We start from the raw sequence: 19,034 nt of genomic DNA, 5'->3' as shown, positions 1-19,034 counted from the left end.
GACGGGGATCTGGGGGACTTGCTGACGACGTCGATCGTCGGTCAGAGCGTTTCGTACGCGGACGCGTCGGGGGGGGATCGGACGGGTCTGCTGAGCCCTGCGATGGTGGCGGCCCTGAAGGGCGGGTTTGCGATGCCGACCGGGGCCGTGGGCGGCAATGCCGGCAGCAGCACCTGGAGCTACAGCCTGGCCGACGACGCCCTGCACGGTCTCGGCCGCGGGGAGAGCGCCACGGTCACCACCACGGTGCAGGTCGACGACGGTCACGGCGGCACCGCCAGGCAGGACGTGGTGGTCACCCTCAAGGGCAGCAACGACGCGCCCACCTTCACCTCGGCGCCCGCGCGCGTCGCCGTCCTGGAGACGGCCGGGTCGACCGGTTCGGCCACGGCCCTGACCCTGCAGGGCACGGCCGGCTTTGCCGACCGCGACCTGACCGACGCCCACAGCGTCAGCGTCTCGATGCAGGGGCGCGGCTTCRTCGGCGCCATGAGCGCGGCCATCGTCGCCGACACCACGGGCGGCGGAGCGGGCCGGCTCGTCTGGACCTGGAACGCGCCCGACAAGGCTCTGGACTTCCTCGCTGCCGGCCAGACCCTGGACCAGAYCTACACGCTCACCCTCTCGGACGGGCAGGGCGGCCTAGTGCGCCAGGACGTGACCGTGACCCTGGTGGGCAGCGACGACCTGCCCACCATCACGGGCAGCGCCGGGRCCACCTGGTACGAGGGGGCGGCGGTCAACCACAGCCGGTCGGGCACCCTCGCCTTCGCGGATGCCGACCTGAGCGACCATCTCACCGTCTCGGTGGCCGGCCAGAGCCTGAGCTACGTCACCGCCGCGGGCGTCGACCTGAGCGCCAGCCTGACGCCCGACCAGATCGCCGCGCTCAAGGCCGCCTTCACGATGCCGACGGGGGACCTGGGCGCCAACAAGGGCAGCGCGACCTGGACCTACGCGATCGCCGACACGGCCCTCGACTTCATCGGGCAGAACGACGCGCTCAAGCTCGTCACCACGGTGGTGGCCGATGACGGGCACGGCGGCAGCGCCCAGCAGGCGGTGACGATCACCCTCAAGGGCGTCAACGACGCGCCGACGATCAAGGGCTACGCCCCCGGGGACGCGGCCATCGCCGGCACGGTGACGGAGAAGGCGGGCGTGTTCGGCGATGCGGGCCTGCAGCAGACGGGGGGCGCCTTCGCCTTCGCGGATGCCGACCTGTCGGACGCGCACAGCGTGCGCATCACCCCCAAGGCGGGCGGCTACCTCGGCACGCTGGCGGCCAGCGTGGTCTCGGACACGACCGGCGGCGGGACCGGCTCGGTGGGCTGGACGTTCCAGGTGGCCGACAAGGCCCTGGACGGCCTGGCCGCCGGCCAGAGCGTGACCCAGACCTACACGATGCAGGTCGGGGACGGGAAGTCGGGGGCGGCGAGCCAGGACGTGACGGTGACGCTGACGGGCAGCGCGGACCAGTTCGTGTTCCAGGGCCTGACCAAGAAGGCGCTGCCGAGCTTCGGCGCGGGCGACACCCTGTCGTTCCAGCACACGGCGCTGGGCGGGCACACCGAGGCGGGCGTGCTGCCGGACGACTACTTCGTGACCGGCACCGCCGCGACTCTGGCCGGCCATGGCCAGTTCCTCAACGACGTCGCTCACAAGCAGCTCCTGTGGGACGCCGACGGTACGGGGGCGGGCGCGGCCGTGGTGGTGGCCACCTTCGCAACCCCGCAGACCAACCTGCACGCCCACGACATTCTTCTCGTGTGACGCCGAGCTTCCCGTGTGGCGCCGGGGGAGCTGGTTCGTCCCCGCCCCCCGGGTCGGCCCGGCCCCGGGCCCGGGCGGAGCCGAGCCCACACCGGCGCTCCGGGGACGCCCGATCAGCGCAGCCGGACCTGGTTGTTCGCCAACGTCGCTCCCCGATCCGTCTTGAACAGGGGCGCAACGTTGTTGCGAACAACGGGGTCAGCAGGCCGATCACGGCCGCNAGCCGAGCCCACACCGGCGCTCCGGGGACGCCCGATCAGCGCAGCCGGACCTGGTTGTTCGCCAACGTCGCTCCCCGATCCGTCTTGAACAGGGGCGCAACGTTGTTGCGAACAACGACGTCGGTCGATCTCACGCCGGTCTTCGAAGCACGAACTTCTATCCAGTTCCGGATCTTTGGATCCGTCGAAGAAACGATATTTCCCTCAACAAAAACACCAGAAATGCCATACAACGCGATCGCGTTCCAGACATTAACACTGACCTTATTGTTCGTTACACGGACATTCTGCCAGGAACCATCAAAAATCGTAATGCCCTGCATGTAGTCGCCGGGCCCTACGAACTCGATGATGTTCGAGTCGATCAAGATATTTTGGTATTGCCCTGAATTTGGGGCCGGAAAACCCTGAATACCATCGGCATGGAGCGGGTCTACCTGCGTATGGTACCCGCCTCGGATCCTGTTGGAGACGATCCTCAGATTGTTGGCGCCGAACTCGATCGCATCGTTGCCGAACGCTTCGAAACTGCAACCCTGAACCACTCCGCCATCGCCGGCCACGCTCAGGCAATTGCGAAGGTTGAAGAAGCGGCTTTCCTTCACGGAGACCTGCGGGCCGCGTGCGAACAGGCCGATCGGATAAGGCCGATCGACCCAATCGCGGCTGCTCCAACCCGTGACGCTGTCGGAGGTCGCGAAACTGCACCGTTCGAACAGAATATCCCGCGAACTCGGATCTATCAGCACCAGACCTGGGACGGTCGCTCCGCCCTTCTCTCCCCTGAACGCGAGGTTGCGGAAAACGATCTGATCGGATCCGCGCACCACCGTCGGGCCCAAGACCGCACCGTCTTCACCGGTCAGTTCGAGCCGACCACCTTTCAGAGATTGCAGCGTCAATGGCCCATGGCCACCAGCCATGAGGCGCAGGCGCCGCGTCGTGCCGGCGGGAGCTTGAGCGAGCGCCCCAGCGATCGAGTCGCCCGGCTTGACGATGACCTCCCTGTCGGTCGCCGAGGCGATGCGAGGGAAGCCGGCCGCACCGAGGCCAGCGATCACTTCACGGCGGGACAAGAGCGGAAAAGACACGTTCACCTTGGCTTGCGGGCACCCGCCAGAAGCTTTGTGCAGGCCCCTTCGTCTGTCAAGGCAGACAGTCGAACTCCGGCGCGGACTGGATCGCGGTCGTTCCCTCGCGGCATGCCACCGATCGAATGGCTTAGAGGGGCGCTCCGGCGCTTGCGATGCGGTTCCGATGCGCGGGCTGCGGACGACTCGATGCAGTCTGTGCACGGTGGGCAGGAGAGCTCCCACTCAGGTCGACCCAATAGCGGGGTTTTGCGGCCGACTGCCGCTTCAGCCATGCGTAGCGCACGGTGTTCCAGGGCATGATGGCCGCATTCAGATTGTCGAGGACGTAATCGCCTCTGTTCGTGCGCACCGTCAGAACAAGGTGGCCCTGGCCATCACGCGTCATGACCGTGGCAAGTGAGAGGGCTGAAATTGGAAAACCGCGTCGCGCAAGTTCATCCCGCTTTTGAACCGCATAATCGTTGCAGTTGCCGTATCGGGTTTCCAGTGACCAATGATCGCCGTCCTTGGCTGGATTCGGTGCTATACGCGCGTTGACAGCTGCATTGACGCTCCGCATCTCGGCGAGATTATTTGGCGTAAGCTCGATGACGATGGGCGTCTCCTCTGAAGGTGTCGCACACTGGGACTTATACTTCAGACAGAATTGGAGAAACGCCATCGGCGCCAAGGTCGGCTCGCCGTCTGCGATGAAGACCGCCTGCGCGGTTCCGCTCGCTGCGTGTCCGTTGGCCGAGGCCGAAGGGGGCGACAGGGCCACGAACAAGGCCGCCATGACTGTAGAGCGCCGCATAACCACCTCATCCTCGGAGGCGACGCTAAAGGTGAGAGGTTACGAAGAGGTTCGACGACGACCTCTCCGCGCAGCAGCCGAGCCTTCCGCATCCGACCCACTCGTCGCTGCATCGCTGCCTGCCGGATGTCGACAGTGACAAGCCTCAGCGGTCGCGCTTCAAGGCCGACCCGATTCCGCGACCGTCACATCGGCATCGCGCAGGTCAGCCCCGGACAGGGCAAGCTGCATCGGTTCGTGGCCATGGACCGTTGAAGCCCGCTTCGCTTTCCTTGAACAGCACGGACGCGCAACGCAACGGATCGCCGAAGCGTGAAACGCCCGATGAAATGCGTGGCGCGCCGGCGAAGAGCCAGAGCGCATCCCCGTGTCCGGCTCGCTCGGCGAGGCTTCTCCCGCTACCGCGCGACGGGGACGGATGCGGGAAGGCGCCCGAGATCAGAGGGGAATGGGAGCGCGCTTGCCGGGACATCGAACCCGTCTTCTGTGAGCTGCTGCCTGCGTGGGTGGCCTGCAATCACATCGATCTTGGGTACGGTGCCCTCCTCGAGACCACGACCGTCGCCCGCGCATGGCGCTTGATGAAGGTCCGACACGCCCTCTGGGAAATCGCCAGAGGCATGCGCCACGAGGGTCTGTCGTTCACCGCCGCGAAGCCACCTCGTCCCATCCGGGTAGGCGACCGTCTGGCGACGGGAGGGCCGGCCGATCAGGTAGCCCTGGACCGCGTCGCAGCCGATCGCCCGGAGGAGATCGAGTTGCTCGCGGCTCTCCACGCCCTCCGCCAGGGTCGGGATGTTCATGTCGCGGCCCATCTGCGTCACCGCTTTGATGACCGCCAGGGATTGCCGGTCGTCCAGCGCCGCGGCGACGAAGCTGCGATCGATCTTGATCCGGTCGAGGGGAAGATCGCGCAGGTGGGCAAGGGAGGAGTAGCCCGTCCCGAAATCGTCCATCGCGATCTTGACGCCGACCCGCCGCAGAGCGTCCAGGGTATGGGCGATCTGCCGCCCGTCCTCGACAAGCGCCGTCTCCGTGAGTTCGAGTTCGAGCCGGCTCGCAGGCAGGCCGCTCGCGGCCAGGGCTTCGGCGACATGCGTCAGCAGGAGGGGCGAACGGAGCTGGACCGCGGACACGTTGACGGCCAGATGCTGCGCGTCCGGCCAGTTCGCAGCCTCCCGGCAGGCCTGTTCCAGCACCCATTGTCCGATCGGAACGATCAGCCCGGTCTCCTCGGCGAGGGGGATGAACTCATCCGGCGAGACCAGTCCGCGATGCGGATGGTTCCAGCGGATCAGGGCTTCACAGGAGACGATCCGGTCGGTCGTGAGCGACAGGATCGGCTGATAGACGAGATAGAACTGCCGCAGGGCGAGCGCCCCGCGCAGATCGTTCTCGAGATGGCCGCGGGCAGCGATCGCCTCGATCATGCCGGGCTGGTAGCCGACCGCCACCCCGCGGCCCCGGCGCTTGGCTTCGTACAGGGCGATATCGGCCCGCTGCATCAGGTCGCTGGGACTGGTGCTGTCGTCGAGGCCGCACACGCCGATGCTGCAGCCGACGACCACGGTCATGCTCGCGAGGATGTAGGGCTTCTCGATCTCCGCCACGATCCGGTCTGCCAGGGCCTTGGCCGAGGCTGTATCGCCCGCCGTGAGGATCGCGAGTTCGTCGCCGCCGTGCCGGGCGATGAAGTCCGCCTCGCCGATGAGCGCGCGCAGCCGGCCCGCCACCGCGACGAGCAACTGGTCACCGACCGCATGGCCGAAGGTGTCGTTGACGAATTTGAACCGATCGAGATCGAGCAGGAGCAGGGTGGATCGAGCCCCCGTCTGATGCACGGCGAGCATCCGCTCGTTGAGCGCGCGCCGGTTGCACAGACCCGTCAGGGGGTCGTGATAGGCCAGTTGCGAGATCTCCGCCTGGGCGCGCCGGTCCCGGGTCACGTCGTCGTAGGTCAGGACGGCGCCGTCGGCGACGGGCTGGCAGGCGATCGACAGGATCCGGCCGTCGTCGAAGAGGTGCTCGATCCGGGTCTCCTCGTCCTTGCCCATCCAGAGCCAATGGTTGCCCGCCACACGGGCGGTGCGCTCGGCATCCCATCCGTTGGAATCACCCGTGGCCTTGAGAAAGTCCTCGAGGTGCATCCCGACCCGGACGGCGTCCGGAGCCAGATCGAGCATGCCGAGGAGGCGCTGGTTGTAGAGTTCGATGGATCCCTGGGACGAGATCTTCAGGATGCCGTTGGACATGTTTTGGAGCGCCGTCGCCAGGACGTTCAGGTGGGCCTGTTCCTGGGCCTCGAAGCGCCGGGTCGCCGCTAGGGCGACGAAGGCACCCGTGATGAGGATCGCCGCACCGGCGGCGGTCAGGATGCTCAGCGCCACCTGGACGTTCGGGCCGAGCGTCGCGGTGGGTTGCCCCTCCAGCACCGTCCCGGCCAGGGAGGTGAAGTGTGTTCCACACACCGCCAGGACGATGAGCGCGCAGGCGATCGCATCGAAGGGCCGGCGCTCGGGGAGGAGGCGCGCCCCCGCCATCACCCCCGCCCCCAGCAGGTAGGCCAGGGCGTTGGCCGTGTCCGACTGGCTTTGGGTGCAGCCTTCGAGGGCGGACATGCCGGTGATGTGCATCGCGCCGATGCCGAGCCCCGCCACGGCACCCAGGAGGCCCCGGGCCGGGCGACCCTTCGGCAGGGCCGAGAGCGCGAAGGGCACGCCCACCGCCACCACGGCGATCAGGGCGGACGCGATCGTGGTCCCGGAATGGAAGCCCAGGATGACGTCGGTCCGATATCCGAGCATGCCCAGGAAGTGCGTGGTCCAGACTCCGAGCCCGGCGGCGAGGGCCGTGCCCACCAGCCATCGTCCGCGTCGGGTCGCCGGCGCGGCCTCGGCCTTCCGGAGCAGGTGCACCGTCAGCCAGGCACTCAGGGTGCAGATCGTCGCTGCAGCCAGGACGGAGACGACGGCTTGGCTTTCCAGAAGCGTTGCGAGGGTGAGCATCATGGGATGCATTTAGCCCGGGAGACCTTATGTCTTCGTCAAAAGCTTCAGTGAACGCCGCGTTACTCTTGCTTGATGTTATCATGGTCGTCCGCGGCTTTTATCGCGGATTGAAGGCGGCAGACTCAGACACGACTTTGTGATTGGGATGCTATAGCCTAGTTGTAGAGGACCCCGCCCTTCCCGTTCCTCGATCATCGTCGAGCTCCTGGTTGCCGTGAAGGCCGGCCCGACCGGCGCGCCTCGGGTCTGGAGGGACTGCCGGTTCTCCCGTGCATCCCGCCCCGGCATCTGCTAGAACGAAGGAAGAACATGTGTTGGGGCGGCCACCGGCCCGGTATCGATCCGTGCACGGGCGCTCGGCCCCTCTCCCACGCCGGGTGAAAGGGCCGGAGGGCGCGGACGCTCGGCGCGTTCCGTTTGCCCGGCGAACCCAGCAGGGCGCGGACCGCCCACTCGATCACCGGGGGCGATGGGGTGGCCGGCACGAGGCGGGATCCACACGGGCCGGTCCTCATCACGGATGATACGAGAAGAGAATCCGATCATGGCATTCAAGGCGAAATCGGCGGCCGAGACCAAGGCCGCGGATCTGGCATCCGCCCTCATCCGCATCGCCGACCGCGAGGGCGCGCCTTTGAGCATCGGCGTCGACCAGCTTCGACAGAGCCATCCGCGCCTGACGCCTCTGGCGATCGGGCAGACGTTCCGAAAGCACCGGGACGGTCTCGAGGCCGCCTTGCGGGAACGCGGCTATGCCCTCGTCGACTATGCCGACCAGGGGCCGGGCCGCGGCATGGCGTTCGACATCGACGTCGACGTCGGCTGAGGCGGCCCCCGGTGGCTTGACCCCCGGGCATGAAGAACCCGCCGCGGCCGGAGCCGGGCGGGTCGGTCGGGACTTGTCAAGAACAGGCCTTGCCGAAGGCCGTCAGGCGTCAGCGGCCGCCGGCGCTGCTGTTGGGGACGGCCTGCTCGGGCTTGCCGGCATTTCCACCCGCGGCCGAGTCCGTCGTCGCCGTCTCGGCACCGGTCGCACCCCGGGAGACGGACACGCTGGGGTCGTTGCCCGTGGTGTTCGACTGGCCCTGGACCACGGTGCCGCGCGGCTGGCCGGGGACGGCGCCAGGGGCCGTGGCGGGCTGGGCCAGGGCGGACAGGCTGAAGAGGGAGGCGCTGAGGGCGAGGGCGGCAGTTCTGATCATGGGGTGTCCTGATGGCGAGATTACCAGGGCAACAGTCGGTCCGTCTTCGTCGTTCCCATCGGAACCTGTCGATCGGAACTTGCGAATCGGAACTTGCCAATCAAAACCCGCCGCGGCCGGAGCCGGGCGGGCGCGGTGAGACCTAACGGTTGATCGGGCGTCGACCTCAACGGAGGAATTCGACACGAATCGTGGACGATTCGCAGCAACAATCCAGCAACAGGAACCGAAAAACGCGTCAGAGCTTTCGCAGAACCGGGGAAGGCATTCGACGGACGCCCCCCGCGGATGCTGGCACCGAGGAGGACGTGCGTCGCACCGGCAGCATCCCCGCGATGGATTGGCGTTCCGACCATTGGCGGTCAGGGTCGGCTCGCACGGCCGGGATCTTCGCTGTCGCATGCGAAGATCGCCTTACTCGGGCCCCTGTCCTTTCGAGACCTGTCTCGGATAACAATCGGACGCCGGCGCTGCGCAGATCTTCGCGCGGCATCGCAGATCTCGCAGACCCGTCCGATCGCCTCCTCGCGACGGGCGTTGCCGCGTTCAGCGATAGAGTCGCGCGCGCATCCTGCGCAGGGCGGACGAGCCGGCCGGTCGGTCGATCGGCCCAATGCCCGTCACGCCGGACGATTCCTGACGATGTCCCAGGGCGAAGCCAGAAAAAACACCCGCCACGGCGTGAACCGCGCGGGTGTCAAGGTAACAGCCCCCGGGTTTCGGGAGGCATGAGATAGACGAACGGCCGAGCCGGAATCATCCGATGGTTGCGCGAACTCCGTGGGCCGGATGGCGCCTCTCCGGGCGACGCGCCGACGCGGGGTGCCTGCTGTCGGGCATATGCGGGCGGCAGGGCCTCGACCTGGATTGCCGTCGTCACGCCCTATCCGGTGGAAGGCGGCCGGGCGTGTCGCCCTTGAACCGGGGCGGCGCCGGGCTGCCCCGCTACTGGTTGCCGATCGAAGGGCCGCCCGCCGCACCACCGGTCCCGGGCGGCCCGCTGGTTGGCGTGCCGCCGATGTTCAGGCCCGGGCTGCTTCCGGGAATGGAATTGGGGCTGGGATTGCCCACGACGTTCGGTGCGGGGCGACCCACGGCGTCGCTGGCCCGCGGCGCGGCGCCCGGAGCCATGGACGGCGTGGTGACCCCGGTATTTCCCGCTCCGCCGGTGGGCGCGAGCGGTTCCGCCGAGGCCGGATGCGTTAGGGGGGAGGCGGACAGGGCAATTGCCAAGGCGGCGGGGGTCAGAAGGGTGCGGGTCATCGGTCCGTCCATGCAGCTACGATCGATCGGCGACCGCCGGTCGTCCCGGAGGTTCAGCCCACCAGCCAATGGGCGGCGAGCATCACGATCGATCCCGCCACCGCAAACCCGAGCAGGGTCACGCTGCTGACCTGATCCACCTGGTCGACGGTGTTTCCGACGCGGTGTTCGCGGTTCATCGACGTGCTGTGCGGCCCGGTCCGATTGGCGTCGACGTTGCGGACATCGTTCGTGGTCTGGCGGGGTGTGGCATCGAGATGGGTCAGGGTGGTCATCGAAAAAATCCTGTGAGGGCGAATGATCGCGTCGGGGACGCGGTCCGGTGCGGGCTTCGACTCAGGAAAACGAGCCGAAGCCCTCGAAGTCGGAAGCCGGTGAGACGCGGGCGCCGGACGGCCTGGACGGTGGGCCGGCCGCAGGCCCGCCGTGCTCGTCGTGAAGCCGCTCGAGGCGCTGGGTCGAGGCGGCGGAACCGGAGTTCTGACCCGCCTCGATCGATGGCCCCGACAGGGCGCGATGGTTGGGCGTGATATGGTTGCGCATGCGGGGAACCCCGTTGGTATGCCACGACTGTCTGAATGTGAGCAGAGAATGTCTCGCCGCGACGGGCGTTCCTTGCCGACGCCTAAGCAAGGAGTCGCAGGCCGCGGCCCGTGCCGAGCCCTTGAACTCGGCGCATCCTCGCCCCGGATCGCCGCCGAGGATGCCCATTCCCGGGCGGGGACGCCGGTGACGAGAGCGACGGACCCTGGAGCCGCTCGTGGCGGCGCCGCGGATCCGGGTGCGCCGACGCACGTCGATCGCGATGCCTCGCCTCCGCGCTGCCGTCGCTGTACCGGGACTGCTCGGGATGGTGTCCCGTGGCCATCCGCGACCCCCGAAGCCGCCCGTGACCCTGGCCCCCGTCGCCCCCTCGGGGCAGCGCTTTCCCGCGGCCGGCCATCATGGCGCCACGAACCCGGCCGAAGCAGCCTGAACGCCACGTCAGGGATGGAACCATGCGCTCCGCTACCGGCCGCCTCTGGACGGTTCTGAAGGCCACGTTGGGAATCGGTCTGCTGGCGGCCCTGTCGCTGTACTCGGCCAGCGTGGTCGACCAGAGGGGACTGAATCCCTTCGCCGCCGCCCTGGCCGAGCCGGCGACGACCGGAACGGTGAAGGCGAGCCTGACGCGCTAGCGGAGATCACCCGCCCCTGCCGGGCCTACATGTTCTCGCCGGCATCCGGACTGACGCCGAGTTGCTCGGCCTCGACGGTGGTGTAGCCCTCCAGCCAGTCCGCGCTCTCCTGCGATCCGGCCGGATAGGGATTGGCGGAAACCGGGAGCCCATCGGTCCGGGCGGTACTGCCTTCCAGCCAGATCTTGTTCGAAGCCACGACGGTCATGAGCACACCTCCCGATGCCATGAAACGGTCCATCGGTCGGATGGTTCGAGGGAGCCCGGTGGGGGCCGAGCCCGTCACCATCCCACGCGACCGAGGGCGGGAAGCTTGAGGGCCGGACGCCGCAGATCGAGTCCCGCCACGGCACCGAGCAGGTTCACCTCGAGGCCCTCGACCCAAGCCACCGTCAGCCCGAGATAGCCGCCGAGGTTGAGCCGCAGGCCGGTTCGCGACGGCGTCAGGCCGATCCAGCGGCCGTCGTAGGGGAAGTCCTTGCCGATCGCAGTGGCCGGCAGGCTCGCCGCCATCTCGGGCACCGCGCTCATCACGGCGGCCACGAAGGTGTTCGAGTTCGGACCCGGCCAGACCGTGTAATCGCCCGGCTGCGCGTAGCGGTAGGTCCGGATCGTCTCCCGGATGCGCGGGATCATCGCCTCCGCGGTGGGACCGTCGGCGGCCACGATGGTGTCGGGAACGCTTCCGAACCAGCGCCCGTCGGGCACGAAGCGGTCGATCCAGATCGGCTGGCCCCAGGCCGTGTAGTCGAAGCGCTGATAGGCGGAGGCCCCCGCCTCCTTGACGACGATCCAGCTGTGGGTGGCGAGGATGCCGCGCCAACTCACCGTCCGTGCCGAGAAGATCCGGACGATCGCCTCGGGGTGGGTCGCGGCCGGCGGCAGGAGGCCGGTGCTGGACCGGTCGGCGGAGCGCCAGTCCCCGCGGGTCTGGCGGGCGTAGAGGGCGGCGGAGATCGCGATGGGGGCGAGATAGAGGAGGACGAAGGCGAGAGCGGCGATCTTGAGCAAGGCGGTTCCGAACGGCGGGAGGACCAAGCGCATATGGGGCGCCGGGTCGACGGCGGGAGGGCCACCGCGCACCGCGGGACCCCGGGGGCCCTGCGCGCGGAGGCCCCCGCCCCGGCGCGGACAGGGCTTCCTTAACCACTCGCGCGCTATCCCGGAGATGTGTCGTCCTTCGGTTAACTTGACGGTCCTGCCCGATGAGCCACCACTCGGAAACGCTCGTGATCGGGGCGGGACCCGCCGGCCTGACCGCCGCCTATCTGCTGACGAAGGCCGGGCGTTCGGTGACGGTCCTGGAGAAGGATCCGGCCCAGGTCGGCGGCATCAGCCGCACGGTCGCGCATAACGGCTACCTGTTCGATATCGGCGGTCACCGCTTCTTCTCGAAATCGAAGGCCGTGGTGGATCTCTGGGACGAGCTGCTGCCGGACGACTTCATCGAGCGGCCGCGCCTGTCGCGGATCTTCTACAAGGGCAAGTACTACGCCTATCCGCTCAAGGCCTTCGAGGCCCTGCGCAACCTTGGGATCCTGGAGAGCACCGCCTGCGTCGCCTCCTACCTCTATGCCCGCGCCCGTCCGATCGCGGAGCCGAAGAGCTTCCACGACTGGGTCCGCAACCGCTTCGGCGAACGTCTGTTCTCGATCTTCTTCAAGACCTACACGGAGAAGGTCTGGGGCATGTCCTGCGACGCCATCTCGGCGGACTGGGCGGCCCAGCGCATCAACGGACTCGATCTCGGGGCTGCGATCCGCGACGCGCTGGTTCGCTCCCTCGGCCTGCGCAGGGCGCCGCGCGCCGGCGAGCCCGTGATCAAGACGCTGATCGAGTCCTTCCGCTATCCCCGCAAGGGGCCGGGCATGATGTGGGAGGCGGCCGCCGCGAAGGTGGCGGCCCAGGGCGGAACGCTGCGCCTCGACCGGGGCGTGGACGGCCTGCACTACGAGGTCCGGACCGGCCTCTGGACCGTGACGGCCAAGGCCGCCGACGGCACCCGCGAGACCTTCACGGCGCGCAACGTCATCTCCTCGGCGCCGCTGCGCGAACTCGTCGGATCGCTTTCGCCCGCGCCGATCAGCACCTTCCAGGCCCGCGCCCTGCAGTACCGGGACTTCCTCACCGTGGCGCTGATCGCGCGTTCGGACCGGAATTTCCCCGACAACTGGATCTACATCCACGATCCGTCCGTGCAGGTCGGGCGCGTGCAGAACTTCCGCTCGTGGTCGCCCGAGATGGTGCCGGACGCGGCGCATACCTGCCTCGGCCTGGAGTATTTCTGCTTCGAGGGCGACGGGCTCTGGGCGCAGTCCGATGCCGACCTCATCGCGCTGGCCAAGCGCGAGATCGGCCAGATCGGGCTGATCCGCTCCGAGGACGTGGTCGACGCCTGCGTCGTGCGTCAGCCCAAGGCCTATCCGGTCTACGACGAGGACTACAAGGCCCACGTCGCCACCATCCGGCGGGACCTCGAACAGGCCTATCCGAGCCTGCACCTCGTCGGGCGCAACGGCATGCACAAGTACAACAACCAGGACCACGCGATGATGACCGCGATGCTCACGGTGGAGAACATCCTCGCCGGGGAGCGCCGCTACGATCCGTGGTGCGTGAACGAGGATGCGGAATACACCGAGGCGGGCGTCTCGGGCGCACAGGACGCCCTGACGAGCGAGCGCATGGTGCCGCGCCGGGCAGCCTGACGATGCGCGCGGCGTCCGGGACCTCCGACCCCCTGGTGGCCGTCCCGGATACCGTCCCCATGCCCGGAGCCGTTCCGCGCTGGGCGGCGGTCCTGCGCCGCTCGGCTTGGCCGGCGCTCGGCATGGGAGGTCTCTATCTCCTGCTGCATCCCTACGAGGGGATCGACGGCGATGCCCGCATCTACGTGGGGCGGGCCCTCGCCGACCTCGATCCGGACGGGGTCGGACGCGACCTCATGTTCACCCATGATGGGCAGTCGCGCTTCAGCCTGTTCCCCGTCGCCTTACGGGCGCTGGTGGGGGCGCTGGGGCCCGGTCCGGCGGCCCTGGCCGTCAGCCTTGTCGGGCTGATCGCCTGGTTCTGCGCCGCCTCGGCCCTGGCCGCGGCCCTGGGCGCCGGCCGGCGGCGCTGGGTCGTCCTCGCGGCGATGGCGGTCCTGCCCGCCTCTTACGGCTATCCCGGCATCTTCCGCGTCGGCGAGGCGCTAGCGACGCCCCGGACGCTCGCGGAGGCGGCGGTCCTCGCCGGTCTCGCGGCGAGCCTGTCCGGCCGCCGCGCAGGGGCCCTGGCCTTCATGGCCCTGGGAGGCCTCGTCCACCCGATCATGGGGCTGGCCGGCCTGGCGGTGCTCGTCCTCGCCCTGGTGGCGGAGAACCGGCGCTGGCTGCTGGTCCTGGTCCCGGGTCTCCTCGCCATCCTGGTGGCCGCCCGCCTCGGCGTGCCGCTGTTCGCGCGCCTGCTGCAGCCCGTCGATCCCGCCTTCCTCGAGATTCTGCGTCAGCGCTGTGCCGACCTCTTCCCCACGCTCTGGCCGAGCCAGGCCTGGGGTCCGCCCCTCGTGCAGGCCGCCACGATCCTCGTCGCCGCGACCCGCGTTCCGATCCGGGCTCGGAGGCTCCTCCTGGCCGCGCTCCTGGCGGGCGCCGGCGGGGTGGCGGCCACCACGGTGTTCGAGGAGCAATGGTCGTCGCTCCTGGTGATCCAGGTCCAGCCCTGGCGTTTCCTCTGGGTGACCTCCGTCCTCGGCGCCGCCGCCCTGGGCCTGTGCGCCAGCATCCTCCCGCGTGGGACGCCGGGCGACCGGATCACCCTCGCCCTCCTGGGGCTCGCCTGGGTGTTCTCCACCGACCTGCCCATCGCGGCGGCCGCCGGCCTCCTCGCCGTCGGGGTCCACGCGGCGCTTCGCCGGGACCGGCTGGCGCCGTCGCGCGGCCTGATGCGCGCGACCCTGGGTCTGGTCGGCCTCCTCGTCGCCGGCCGCCTCCTCCTCGAAACGCTCGCCCTCGGCTGGCTCGCCGCGAACCGGACCGAGGGCGCCCATCTCGGCCTTAGCCTGATCCGAAGTTTCCCGATCGTGCCGTCGCTCGCCTTCGGGGCCGGCCTCGCGTGGCTCGCCGTCGAGCGGTCCCGGGTCGCGCGGCCGGTCCTGGCCGTGGCGCTGTTCATCGCCCTCCTGGGCCTCTGGGACGAGCGGGCGCGGGCGTTCCGGCGGATCGAGGACCGCACCCTGCTGCCCGGTCTCGTCGAGGCCATCGCGCGCCGGCCGGGCGAGGTGCTCTGGCTGGACGGGCGGGCCGAGACCTGGCTGACGCTGGGCCGCCCGAGCTGGATCACCAACCTTCAGGGCGCCAGCATCGTCTTCTCGCGCCCTCTGGCGATGCTGTGGTCCGAGCGGATCGACCGGCTCATCGCCCTCGGCCTCGCCACCGAGGCCCAGCGCAGGCCGTTCGCGCCTCCGGTGCCCCCGCGGGCCGACGACCTGCCGGCCGGTGCGGTCGCGACGCTCTGTACGGCTCCGGACGGGCCCGCCTGGATCGTAGTACCCCTGCGGGAGGGCCAGGCGCCGCCGGACGGAGCGCGCGTCTTCCCGCTTGCGGAACCCTATGTGAGACCGATGGCGACGGTCGAGGGCATGGGCTGGCAGCGCGTGACCGCCTACGGGCTGCTCACCTGCCGCGCCTGAGTCCGATCCCGCGCCGCGGCTCAATCCCCGCGAAGGAGCACGAGGACCGTGAGCACCGCGATCGGGATGACGAGGCAGCCGAACGAGACGGCGGCGACGCCGAAGGCCCCCGCGAGGGCGCCGACGGCGAAGGCCAGCACCGCGGGCAGCATCCGGCGCATCCGCCCCCGCGCAGCCCCGTCAGGCGGCACAGCGCCCCGCGCCCAGTCGACGAGGTCGATCACCGCCTGGGTGACGTTGACCGTCATCACCGTGGTGGCGGCGAGATGCGCGAGGCCGAGGCGCCCGATGGCGTTCTGGACTCCCATCGCCGCGACGCCGAGCATCCCGACCGTCACCGCCGCCGCGCCATCGGGGGAGCCAAGGGGCGAGAGGGCGAGACCGACGACGCAGAAGGCGGCCAGCAAGGCGATCTCGAGGGCCAGCAGCCAGCGCAGGGGCGCCCGGCCGCGGCGCTCCAGGGCCAGGGCGAGGAGCCGGGTGGCCGCGACCGCGCCCACGAAGGCCGGCAGGGCGAGGAGCTTGGCGACAACGCCGGTCGAGGTCGAGACGAGTTCGGCCCCCAGCAGCACGAAGTTGCCGGTCACGTGGGCGGTGAACAGGCCCGTCAGGGCGATGAAGGCGGCCGCGTCGACGAAGCCGGCCACGAATGCGAGACCGATCCCGGCGGCGAGGTCCGTGTCGATGCGGAGGCGGCCCGACCCGCGCGTGCGGGAACGCTCGTTCGAAGAGGAGATCGGTGCCATCCGGTGCGTCTGCTGAGGATCCAGGGTGGAGGGATGTCGAATCGGCCGACCCCCATGCGCCACCGGTTCTCGCCGAACCCGCGGCGAAACGGAAGCATCGGGGTACGGGATCATGGTCGGAGGATTTGAGCCTGCGTGCTTCGACCCGTGACCCTCCTCGCGCAACGGGGTGGAATCCTTCGAAGTGGCCAAAGAAAGCTTGCGACGACCGCAGGAGTCCCTGAACCGCCGGCGGGGCCGTTCGTTGTGTCGGCATGACCCATGCTGCAACCGATCCCTCCGCCGCCGAGTCCCGAATCGCGGACGCGCGCCACCGTGAACTCGCGACCGAGCACCTCCTGTTCGGAACGATCCGGTTCCTGGCCCAGGAACATCCGGACCTGCTCAAGAGCCTGGAGGCCAGCGTCGACCACCTCTGGGACAAGGCCCACGACGACACCCGGGACGACGAGGCCGTGCGCGAGGTCGCACGCCGCTTCCTCAAGAGCCTGCGGGCCGAGCGCTGATCCTCCGACCGCGCGGCCCCGGCCCGAACGTCCGTGCCACGCGTCCGTTTCTCAACGCGACAGGGGGTCCCCATGGCGCACAATGCGATGATGGCCACAGCCATCCGACGCACCACGCTCTCCGCCACCCTCGTTCTGGGCACCCTCGTTCTGGGCCTCGGCGGCGACGCGCTCGCCCGGGGCGGCAGCGGCGGCGACGGCCTGTCGCCCTACGCCGCCCTGAGCGGCAACGACCGCTCGGCCGGCGTGAACAACGGCAACTACCGCGATCCCGCCCTCGACCCGTATCTGGGCGCCTACGAGGGCCGCTACGATCGGCCGGTTCGCGCGCGCCCTCGCCCGAGCCGGCAGCCCTATGACGGCATGCCGTACTGACGCGGCACGCCCTGTCGACCGGTGCGGAGGGAGCGGCGCCGAGGGGGTCCGAGGCTCTCCGTTCCGAGAGGATCGGATCGGAAGGGCCCGTCTGCGGCACGCTCCCACGGGACGAGCGGCGCCAGACCCGGAATCCGCTGGCGCCCATGCCCTGCCGGAGTTAGAGCGGGTCCGGTCCGATCGGAATGGGAAACGCGCCGGTTGGCGGCAGGTGGCCGTATCTGCGTGGCGACGATCGACTCGCGCGCTTTCACCTCCTCGTCCATGCGGGCACAGGCGCGGGCGGGCCGACGCATTCCGTCCGCGGCGGACGCAACCGATCCTGGGCCGGGAACTTGCGTTCTCGCTGCGACGGCCGCGCCTCGGCCACCAGGAGTGCCCCATGGATACCCCCGCCCTGCCGCCATCCGCGTTCGACGCCCCCGCCATCCTCCTGTCGGGGACGGTCGACCAGGAGATGTACCGGGATTTCCGCCGCCAGCTCGACGCGGTCGGCGACCGAACCCTCGTGGTGGTCGAGCTGACGACGCTCGGCGGCGATCCCGAGGTCGCCCGGATGATGGGCGAGGACATCCGCTTCAAGACCGGCCTCCTGACCGATCGCCGGTTCGTCTTCCTCGGCAAGGCCGCGATCTACTCGGCCGGGACCACCTTCATGAGCTTCTTCGCCCGGTCGAACCGCTATCTCACCCGGGGCACGCGGCTGATGATCCACGAGCGCAAGCTCGACAAGCAGGTGGTCCTCAACGGACCGCTCACGACCTGCATCGCCAGCGTGAAGGCCGCCCTGCACGAGATCGAGTGCTCCATCGCGATCCAGAACGAGGGCTTCGCCAACCTCATCCGGGGCTCGCAGGTGACCCTGGACACGGTGCTGCAGCGGGCTCCCGAGAACTGGTACATCGAGGCGAGCGAGGCGCAGGAACTGGACCTGATCGAGGGGATCCTCTGAGCGGCCAGGGCCGCCCGGCCCGTCAGCCCGTCCCGTCGACCGGCAGGCGCTCCGGTGCGGCCTCCTCGGCGCGATCCGCCGGGAAGGCGGTGCGCAGGAGCGCCACCTGCCGGCTCAGCGCCCGCTCGCCAGCCTCGCGGCCACATTTCTCCACGTGGACCCCGCGGTTGACGACCTGAAGGTTCGGGGCGCCCCAGAAGCCGAGCAGCGTCGGCCAGGGATCGTCCCGGTGCTCCCGCCAGACGCGGTAGAGGGGCACGCGATGATCGACCTCGGCGGTCTTGAACAACCGCTTGCCCGAGGCGGCGCAGCGGTGGCGCTGATGCGCCTTCAGAACCTTCACCTGGTCGCTGGGCGCCACCCAGAGCTTCCAGGCGGCGACACAGGCCGCGTGCCAGCGCGCATTCTTGTTCGGGACGGCCGCCCCCCAGAGATCCCGGTGCCAACCGAAGCGGAAGACCGGCTGCCCGCAGATGCAGCAATGGCCCTTGCCGCGCGCATGGGCCGGCTCCCGGAAGGGCGAGGGCGGCATCCGGAAGGTGGCGGCGAGGCCGGATCCCTTCTCGGTGCCGAGACGCCAGGTCCAGCCCTCGGGATGGCCCGAGCGTGTGGCGAGGGCCCGAGCCAGCCGGTCCGCGCGCAGGAGATGCGCACGCCAGTAGCTCTCCACCGCGAGGCGCGGCGTCGGCGGGATCAGCGGGCGCGACAGGGCGTGCCGCAGGACGGGGGCCGGGAAGATGCCCGGCAGGGCGCGGTCGAGGCGCGCGCGCGCGGCGACGTTCCGCTCGGCCCGCCACTCCGATGCGGCGCTCACGCCTGAACGAGGCTGTCGTCGGCGGGCGCGGGCGTGGCGACCGGCGCCGGGCGTCCCGCGACCGCATCCGCGAGGCGGTTCAGGCGTCGACCCAGATCGATGACCTCGTTCAAGGCAATGGATTTCTCGCCATTCTTGACGGCACGGGTGATATCGCTGAGTTGCAGCTTGGAAATACGAAGCAACTCGGCGGCAAGCTGGTCTCTGGTCATCGTGCGGATCGCGGAGTTTGGTGGGCGGCGGGGTTCGCGAGAGTTAGGGCGTAACGGTTACCGAGGCGTTGCCGTGCGGGGGCGGCGGCCCCGGAGAAGGTCTTATCCTGGTCGCCGATCGCAGCGCGTCCGATTGCTTGCGTGTCGGGCGCGGCGGCAGCCTCGACGGCCTCGACGATGGTATGTCGTGATCCGCCATCCTGGAAACTGAGGCGGAACGCTTTA

At 69.4% G+C, this 19,034-nt stretch carries 19 protein-coding genes and 1 pseudogene; 8 read left to right on the top strand and 12 right to left on the bottom strand.

The window, feature by feature from the left end:
• Window positions 1-2,029: 2,029 nt before the first annotated feature.
• Both ASG51_RS17265 and ASG51_RS23575 read right to left on the bottom strand, forming a co-directional pair.
• On the bottom strand, window positions 2,030-3,085 hold the full coding sequence (locus ASG51_RS17265) for a right-handed parallel beta-helix repeat-containing protein (protein WP_156389757.1): 1,056 nt from the start codon (window positions 3,083-3,085) through the stop codon (window positions 2,030-2,032).
• 130 nt (window positions 3,086-3,215) lie between these two features.
• Window positions 3,216-3,863, bottom strand: coding sequence for a transglutaminase-like cysteine peptidase (locus ASG51_RS23575; protein ID WP_162245247.1), 648 nt, complete (start codon window positions 3,861-3,863; stop codon window positions 3,216-3,218).
• 71 nt (window positions 3,864-3,934) lie between these two features.
• Here ASG51_RS23575 and ASG51_RS23570 point away from each other — a divergent pair.
• A pseudogene (locus ASG51_RS23570) lies at window positions 3,935-4,194 on the top strand (hypothetical protein); the annotation flags it as partial.
• A gap of 85 nt (window positions 4,195-4,279) precedes the next feature.
• Here ASG51_RS23570 and ASG51_RS17260 read toward each other — a convergent pair.
• Complete coding sequence (locus tag ASG51_RS17260; protein ID WP_162245246.1) at window positions 4,280-6,889, bottom strand: EAL domain-containing protein; 2,610 nt, start codon at window positions 6,887-6,889, stop codon at window positions 4,280-4,282.
• 544 nt (window positions 6,890-7,433) lie between these two features.
• On the opposite strand from ASG51_RS17260, the gene ASG51_RS17255 reads away from it, so the two are divergent.
• Window positions 7,434-7,715, top strand: coding sequence for a hypothetical protein (locus tag ASG51_RS17255; RefSeq protein WP_056275908.1), 282 nt, complete (start codon window positions 7,434-7,436; stop codon window positions 7,713-7,715).
• Window positions 7,716-7,824: 109 nt separating this feature from the next.
• Here the strand turns inward: ASG51_RS17255 and ASG51_RS17250 are convergent, their stop codons facing one another.
• From ASG51_RS17250 to ASG51_RS24315, 4 genes are all read right to left on the bottom strand, one after another.
• Window positions 7,825-8,091, bottom strand: a complete 267-nt coding sequence (locus tag ASG51_RS17250; protein ID WP_056382039.1) for a hypothetical protein — start codon at window positions 8,089-8,091, stop codon at window positions 7,825-7,827.
• Between the two features lie 945 nt (window positions 8,092-9,036).
• The gene (locus ASG51_RS23565) at window positions 9,037-9,354 is read right to left on the bottom strand and encodes a hypothetical protein (RefSeq protein ID WP_082514081.1); all 318 of its coding nucleotides are present in this window, start codon (window positions 9,352-9,354) and stop codon (window positions 9,037-9,039) included.
• 53 nt (window positions 9,355-9,407) lie between these two features.
• Window positions 9,408-9,629, bottom strand: coding sequence for a hypothetical protein (locus ASG51_RS17245; RefSeq protein ID WP_056216093.1), 222 nt, complete (start codon window positions 9,627-9,629; stop codon window positions 9,408-9,410).
• Window positions 9,630-9,690: 61 nt separating this feature from the next.
• Window positions 9,691-9,897 (bottom strand): hypothetical protein, encoded by a 207-nt coding sequence (locus tag ASG51_RS24315; protein ID WP_156389756.1) that lies wholly within the window; start codon window positions 9,895-9,897, stop codon window positions 9,691-9,693.
• Window positions 9,898-10,352: 455 nt separating this feature from the next.
• On the opposite strand from ASG51_RS24315, the gene ASG51_RS17240 reads away from it, so the two are divergent.
• Entirely contained in the window at window positions 10,353-10,532 is a 180-nt protein-coding gene (locus ASG51_RS17240) for a hypothetical protein (RefSeq protein ID WP_056216095.1), read from the top strand.
• Between the two features lie 25 nt (window positions 10,533-10,557).
• Here ASG51_RS17240 and ASG51_RS17235 read toward each other — a convergent pair whose 3' ends face one another.
• Together ASG51_RS17235 and ASG51_RS17230 are read right to left on the bottom strand one after the other, a co-directional pair.
• Window positions 10,558-10,740: a hypothetical protein gene (locus tag ASG51_RS17235; RefSeq protein WP_056216177.1), complete on the bottom strand. Its 183-nt coding sequence runs from the start codon at window positions 10,738-10,740 to the stop codon at window positions 10,558-10,560.
• A 74-nt stretch (window positions 10,741-10,814) separates the two neighbouring features.
• Window positions 10,815-11,576 carry a DUF3750 domain-containing protein gene (locus ASG51_RS17230; protein WP_056382037.1) on the bottom strand — a complete coding sequence of 254 codons (762 nt, stop codon included), beginning with the start codon at window positions 11,574-11,576 and terminating at the stop codon, window positions 10,815-10,817.
• Between the two features lie 161 nt (window positions 11,577-11,737).
• Here ASG51_RS17230 and ASG51_RS17225 point away from each other — a divergent pair, with 161 nt between their 5' ends.
• Both ASG51_RS17225 and ASG51_RS17220 read left to right on the top strand, forming a co-directional pair.
• Complete coding sequence (locus ASG51_RS17225) at window positions 11,738-13,240, top strand: NAD(P)/FAD-dependent oxidoreductase (protein ID WP_056275925.1); 1,503 nt, start codon at window positions 11,738-11,740, stop codon at window positions 13,238-13,240.
• A 59-nt stretch (window positions 13,241-13,299) separates the two neighbouring features.
• Entirely contained in the window at window positions 13,300-15,204 is a 1,905-nt protein-coding gene (locus tag ASG51_RS17220) for a hypothetical protein (protein ID WP_156389755.1), read from the top strand.
• Between the two features lie 20 nt (window positions 15,205-15,224).
• On the opposite strand, the gene ASG51_RS17215 is transcribed toward ASG51_RS17220, so the two are convergent.
• Window positions 15,225-15,950: a YoaK family protein gene (locus ASG51_RS17215; protein ID WP_082514065.1), complete on the bottom strand. Its 726-nt coding sequence runs from the start codon at window positions 15,948-15,950 to the stop codon at window positions 15,225-15,227.
• Between the two features lie 254 nt (window positions 15,951-16,204).
• On the opposite strand from ASG51_RS17215, the gene ASG51_RS17210 reads away from it, so the two are divergent.
• The 3 genes from ASG51_RS17210 (at window position 16,205) to ASG51_RS17200 (ending at window position 17,783) form a co-directional block, all read left to right on the top strand.
• Complete coding sequence (locus ASG51_RS17210) at window positions 16,205-16,456, top strand: hypothetical protein (protein WP_056382032.1); 252 nt, start codon at window positions 16,205-16,207, stop codon at window positions 16,454-16,456.
• Window positions 16,457-16,546: 90 nt separating this feature from the next.
• A complete protein-coding gene (locus ASG51_RS17205; protein ID WP_156389774.1) occupies window positions 16,547-16,831 on the top strand; it encodes a hypothetical protein in 285 nt (94 codons plus the stop codon).
• A 382-nt stretch (window positions 16,832-17,213) separates the two neighbouring features.
• Window positions 17,214-17,783, top strand: coding sequence for a hypothetical protein (locus ASG51_RS17200; RefSeq protein WP_056382029.1), 570 nt, complete (start codon window positions 17,214-17,216; stop codon window positions 17,781-17,783).
• Between the two features lie 22 nt (window positions 17,784-17,805).
• On the opposite strand, the gene ASG51_RS17195 is transcribed toward ASG51_RS17200, so the two are convergent.
• A complete protein-coding gene (locus ASG51_RS17195; protein WP_082514064.1) occupies window positions 17,806-18,597 on the bottom strand; it encodes a hypothetical protein in 792 nt (263 codons plus the stop codon).
• Window positions 18,594-18,809 carry a hypothetical protein gene (locus ASG51_RS17190; protein ID WP_056216109.1) on the bottom strand — a complete coding sequence of 72 codons (216 nt, stop codon included), beginning with the start codon at window positions 18,807-18,809 and terminating at the stop codon, window positions 18,594-18,596. The genes ASG51_RS17195 and ASG51_RS17190 overlap by 4 nt, the downstream gene beginning before the upstream one ends.
• Between the last annotated feature and the right edge of the window lie 225 nt (window positions 18,810-19,034).

Source organism: Methylobacterium sp. Leaf465, assembly GCF_001424705.1.
In the GTDB taxonomy this organism is placed as follows: domain Bacteria; phylum Pseudomonadota; class Alphaproteobacteria; order Rhizobiales; family Beijerinckiaceae; genus Methylobacterium.
The sequence above is the reverse complement of the archived record's forward strand: the minus strand, read 5'-3'. Positions and strand labels throughout refer to the sequence as shown.

What these genes read in the sequence shown, in the direction of transcription:
- ASG51_RS23575 (WP_162245247.1), bottom strand. Translation starts at nt 3,863, where the DNA reads ATGGCGGCCTTGTTCGTGGCCCTGTCGCCCCCTTCGGCCTCGGCCAAC.
- ASG51_RS17260 (WP_162245246.1), bottom strand. Translation starts at nt 6,889, where the DNA reads ATGATGCTCACCCTCGCAACGCTTCTGGAAAGCCAAGCCGTCGTCTCC.
- ASG51_RS17255 (WP_056275908.1), top strand. Translation starts at nt 7,434, where the DNA reads ATGGCATTCAAGGCGAAATCGGCGGCCGAGACCAAGGCCGCGGATCTG.
- ASG51_RS17250 (WP_056382039.1), bottom strand. Translation starts at nt 8,091, where the DNA reads ATGATCAGAACTGCCGCCCTCGCCCTCAGCGCCTCCCTCTTCAGCCTG.
- ASG51_RS23565 (WP_082514081.1), bottom strand. Translation starts at nt 9,354, where the DNA reads ATGACCCGCACCCTTCTGACCCCCGCCGCCTTGGCAATTGCCCTGTCC.
- ASG51_RS17245 (WP_056216093.1), bottom strand. Translation starts at nt 9,629, where the DNA reads ATGACCACCCTGACCCATCTCGATGCCACACCCCGCCAGACCACGAAC.
- ASG51_RS24315 (WP_156389756.1), bottom strand. Translation starts at nt 9,897, where the DNA reads ATGCGCAACCATATCACGCCCAACCATCGCGCCCTGTCGGGGCCATCG.
- ASG51_RS17240 (WP_056216095.1), top strand. Translation starts at nt 10,353, where the DNA reads ATGCGCTCCGCTACCGGCCGCCTCTGGACGGTTCTGAAGGCCACGTTG.
- ASG51_RS17235 (WP_056216177.1), bottom strand. Translation starts at nt 10,740, where the DNA reads ATGACCGTCGTGGCTTCGAACAAGATCTGGCTGGAAGGCAGTACCGCC.
- ASG51_RS17230 (WP_056382037.1), bottom strand. Translation starts at nt 11,576, where the DNA reads ATGCGCTTGGTCCTCCCGCCGTTCGGAACCGCCTTGCTCAAGATCGCC.
- ASG51_RS17225 (WP_056275925.1), top strand. Translation starts at nt 11,738, where the DNA reads ATGAGCCACCACTCGGAAACGCTCGTGATCGGGGCGGGACCCGCCGGC.
- ASG51_RS17220 (WP_156389755.1), top strand. Translation starts at nt 13,300, where the DNA reads ATGCCCGGAGCCGTTCCGCGCTGGGCGGCGGTCCTGCGCCGCTCGGCT.
- ASG51_RS17215 (WP_082514065.1), bottom strand. Translation starts at nt 15,950, where the DNA reads ATGGCACCGATCTCCTCTTCGAACGAGCGTTCCCGCACGCGCGGGTCG.
- ASG51_RS17210 (WP_056382032.1), top strand. Translation starts at nt 16,205, where the DNA reads ATGACCCATGCTGCAACCGATCCCTCCGCCGCCGAGTCCCGAATCGCG.
- ASG51_RS17205 (WP_156389774.1), top strand. Translation starts at nt 16,547, where the DNA reads ATGGCCACAGCCATCCGACGCACCACGCTCTCCGCCACCCTCGTTCTG.
- ASG51_RS17200 (WP_056382029.1), top strand. Translation starts at nt 17,214, where the DNA reads ATGGATACCCCCGCCCTGCCGCCATCCGCGTTCGACGCCCCCGCCATC.
- ASG51_RS17190 (WP_056216109.1), bottom strand. Translation starts at nt 18,809, where the DNA reads ATGACCAGAGACCAGCTTGCCGCCGAGTTGCTTCGTATTTCCAAGCTG.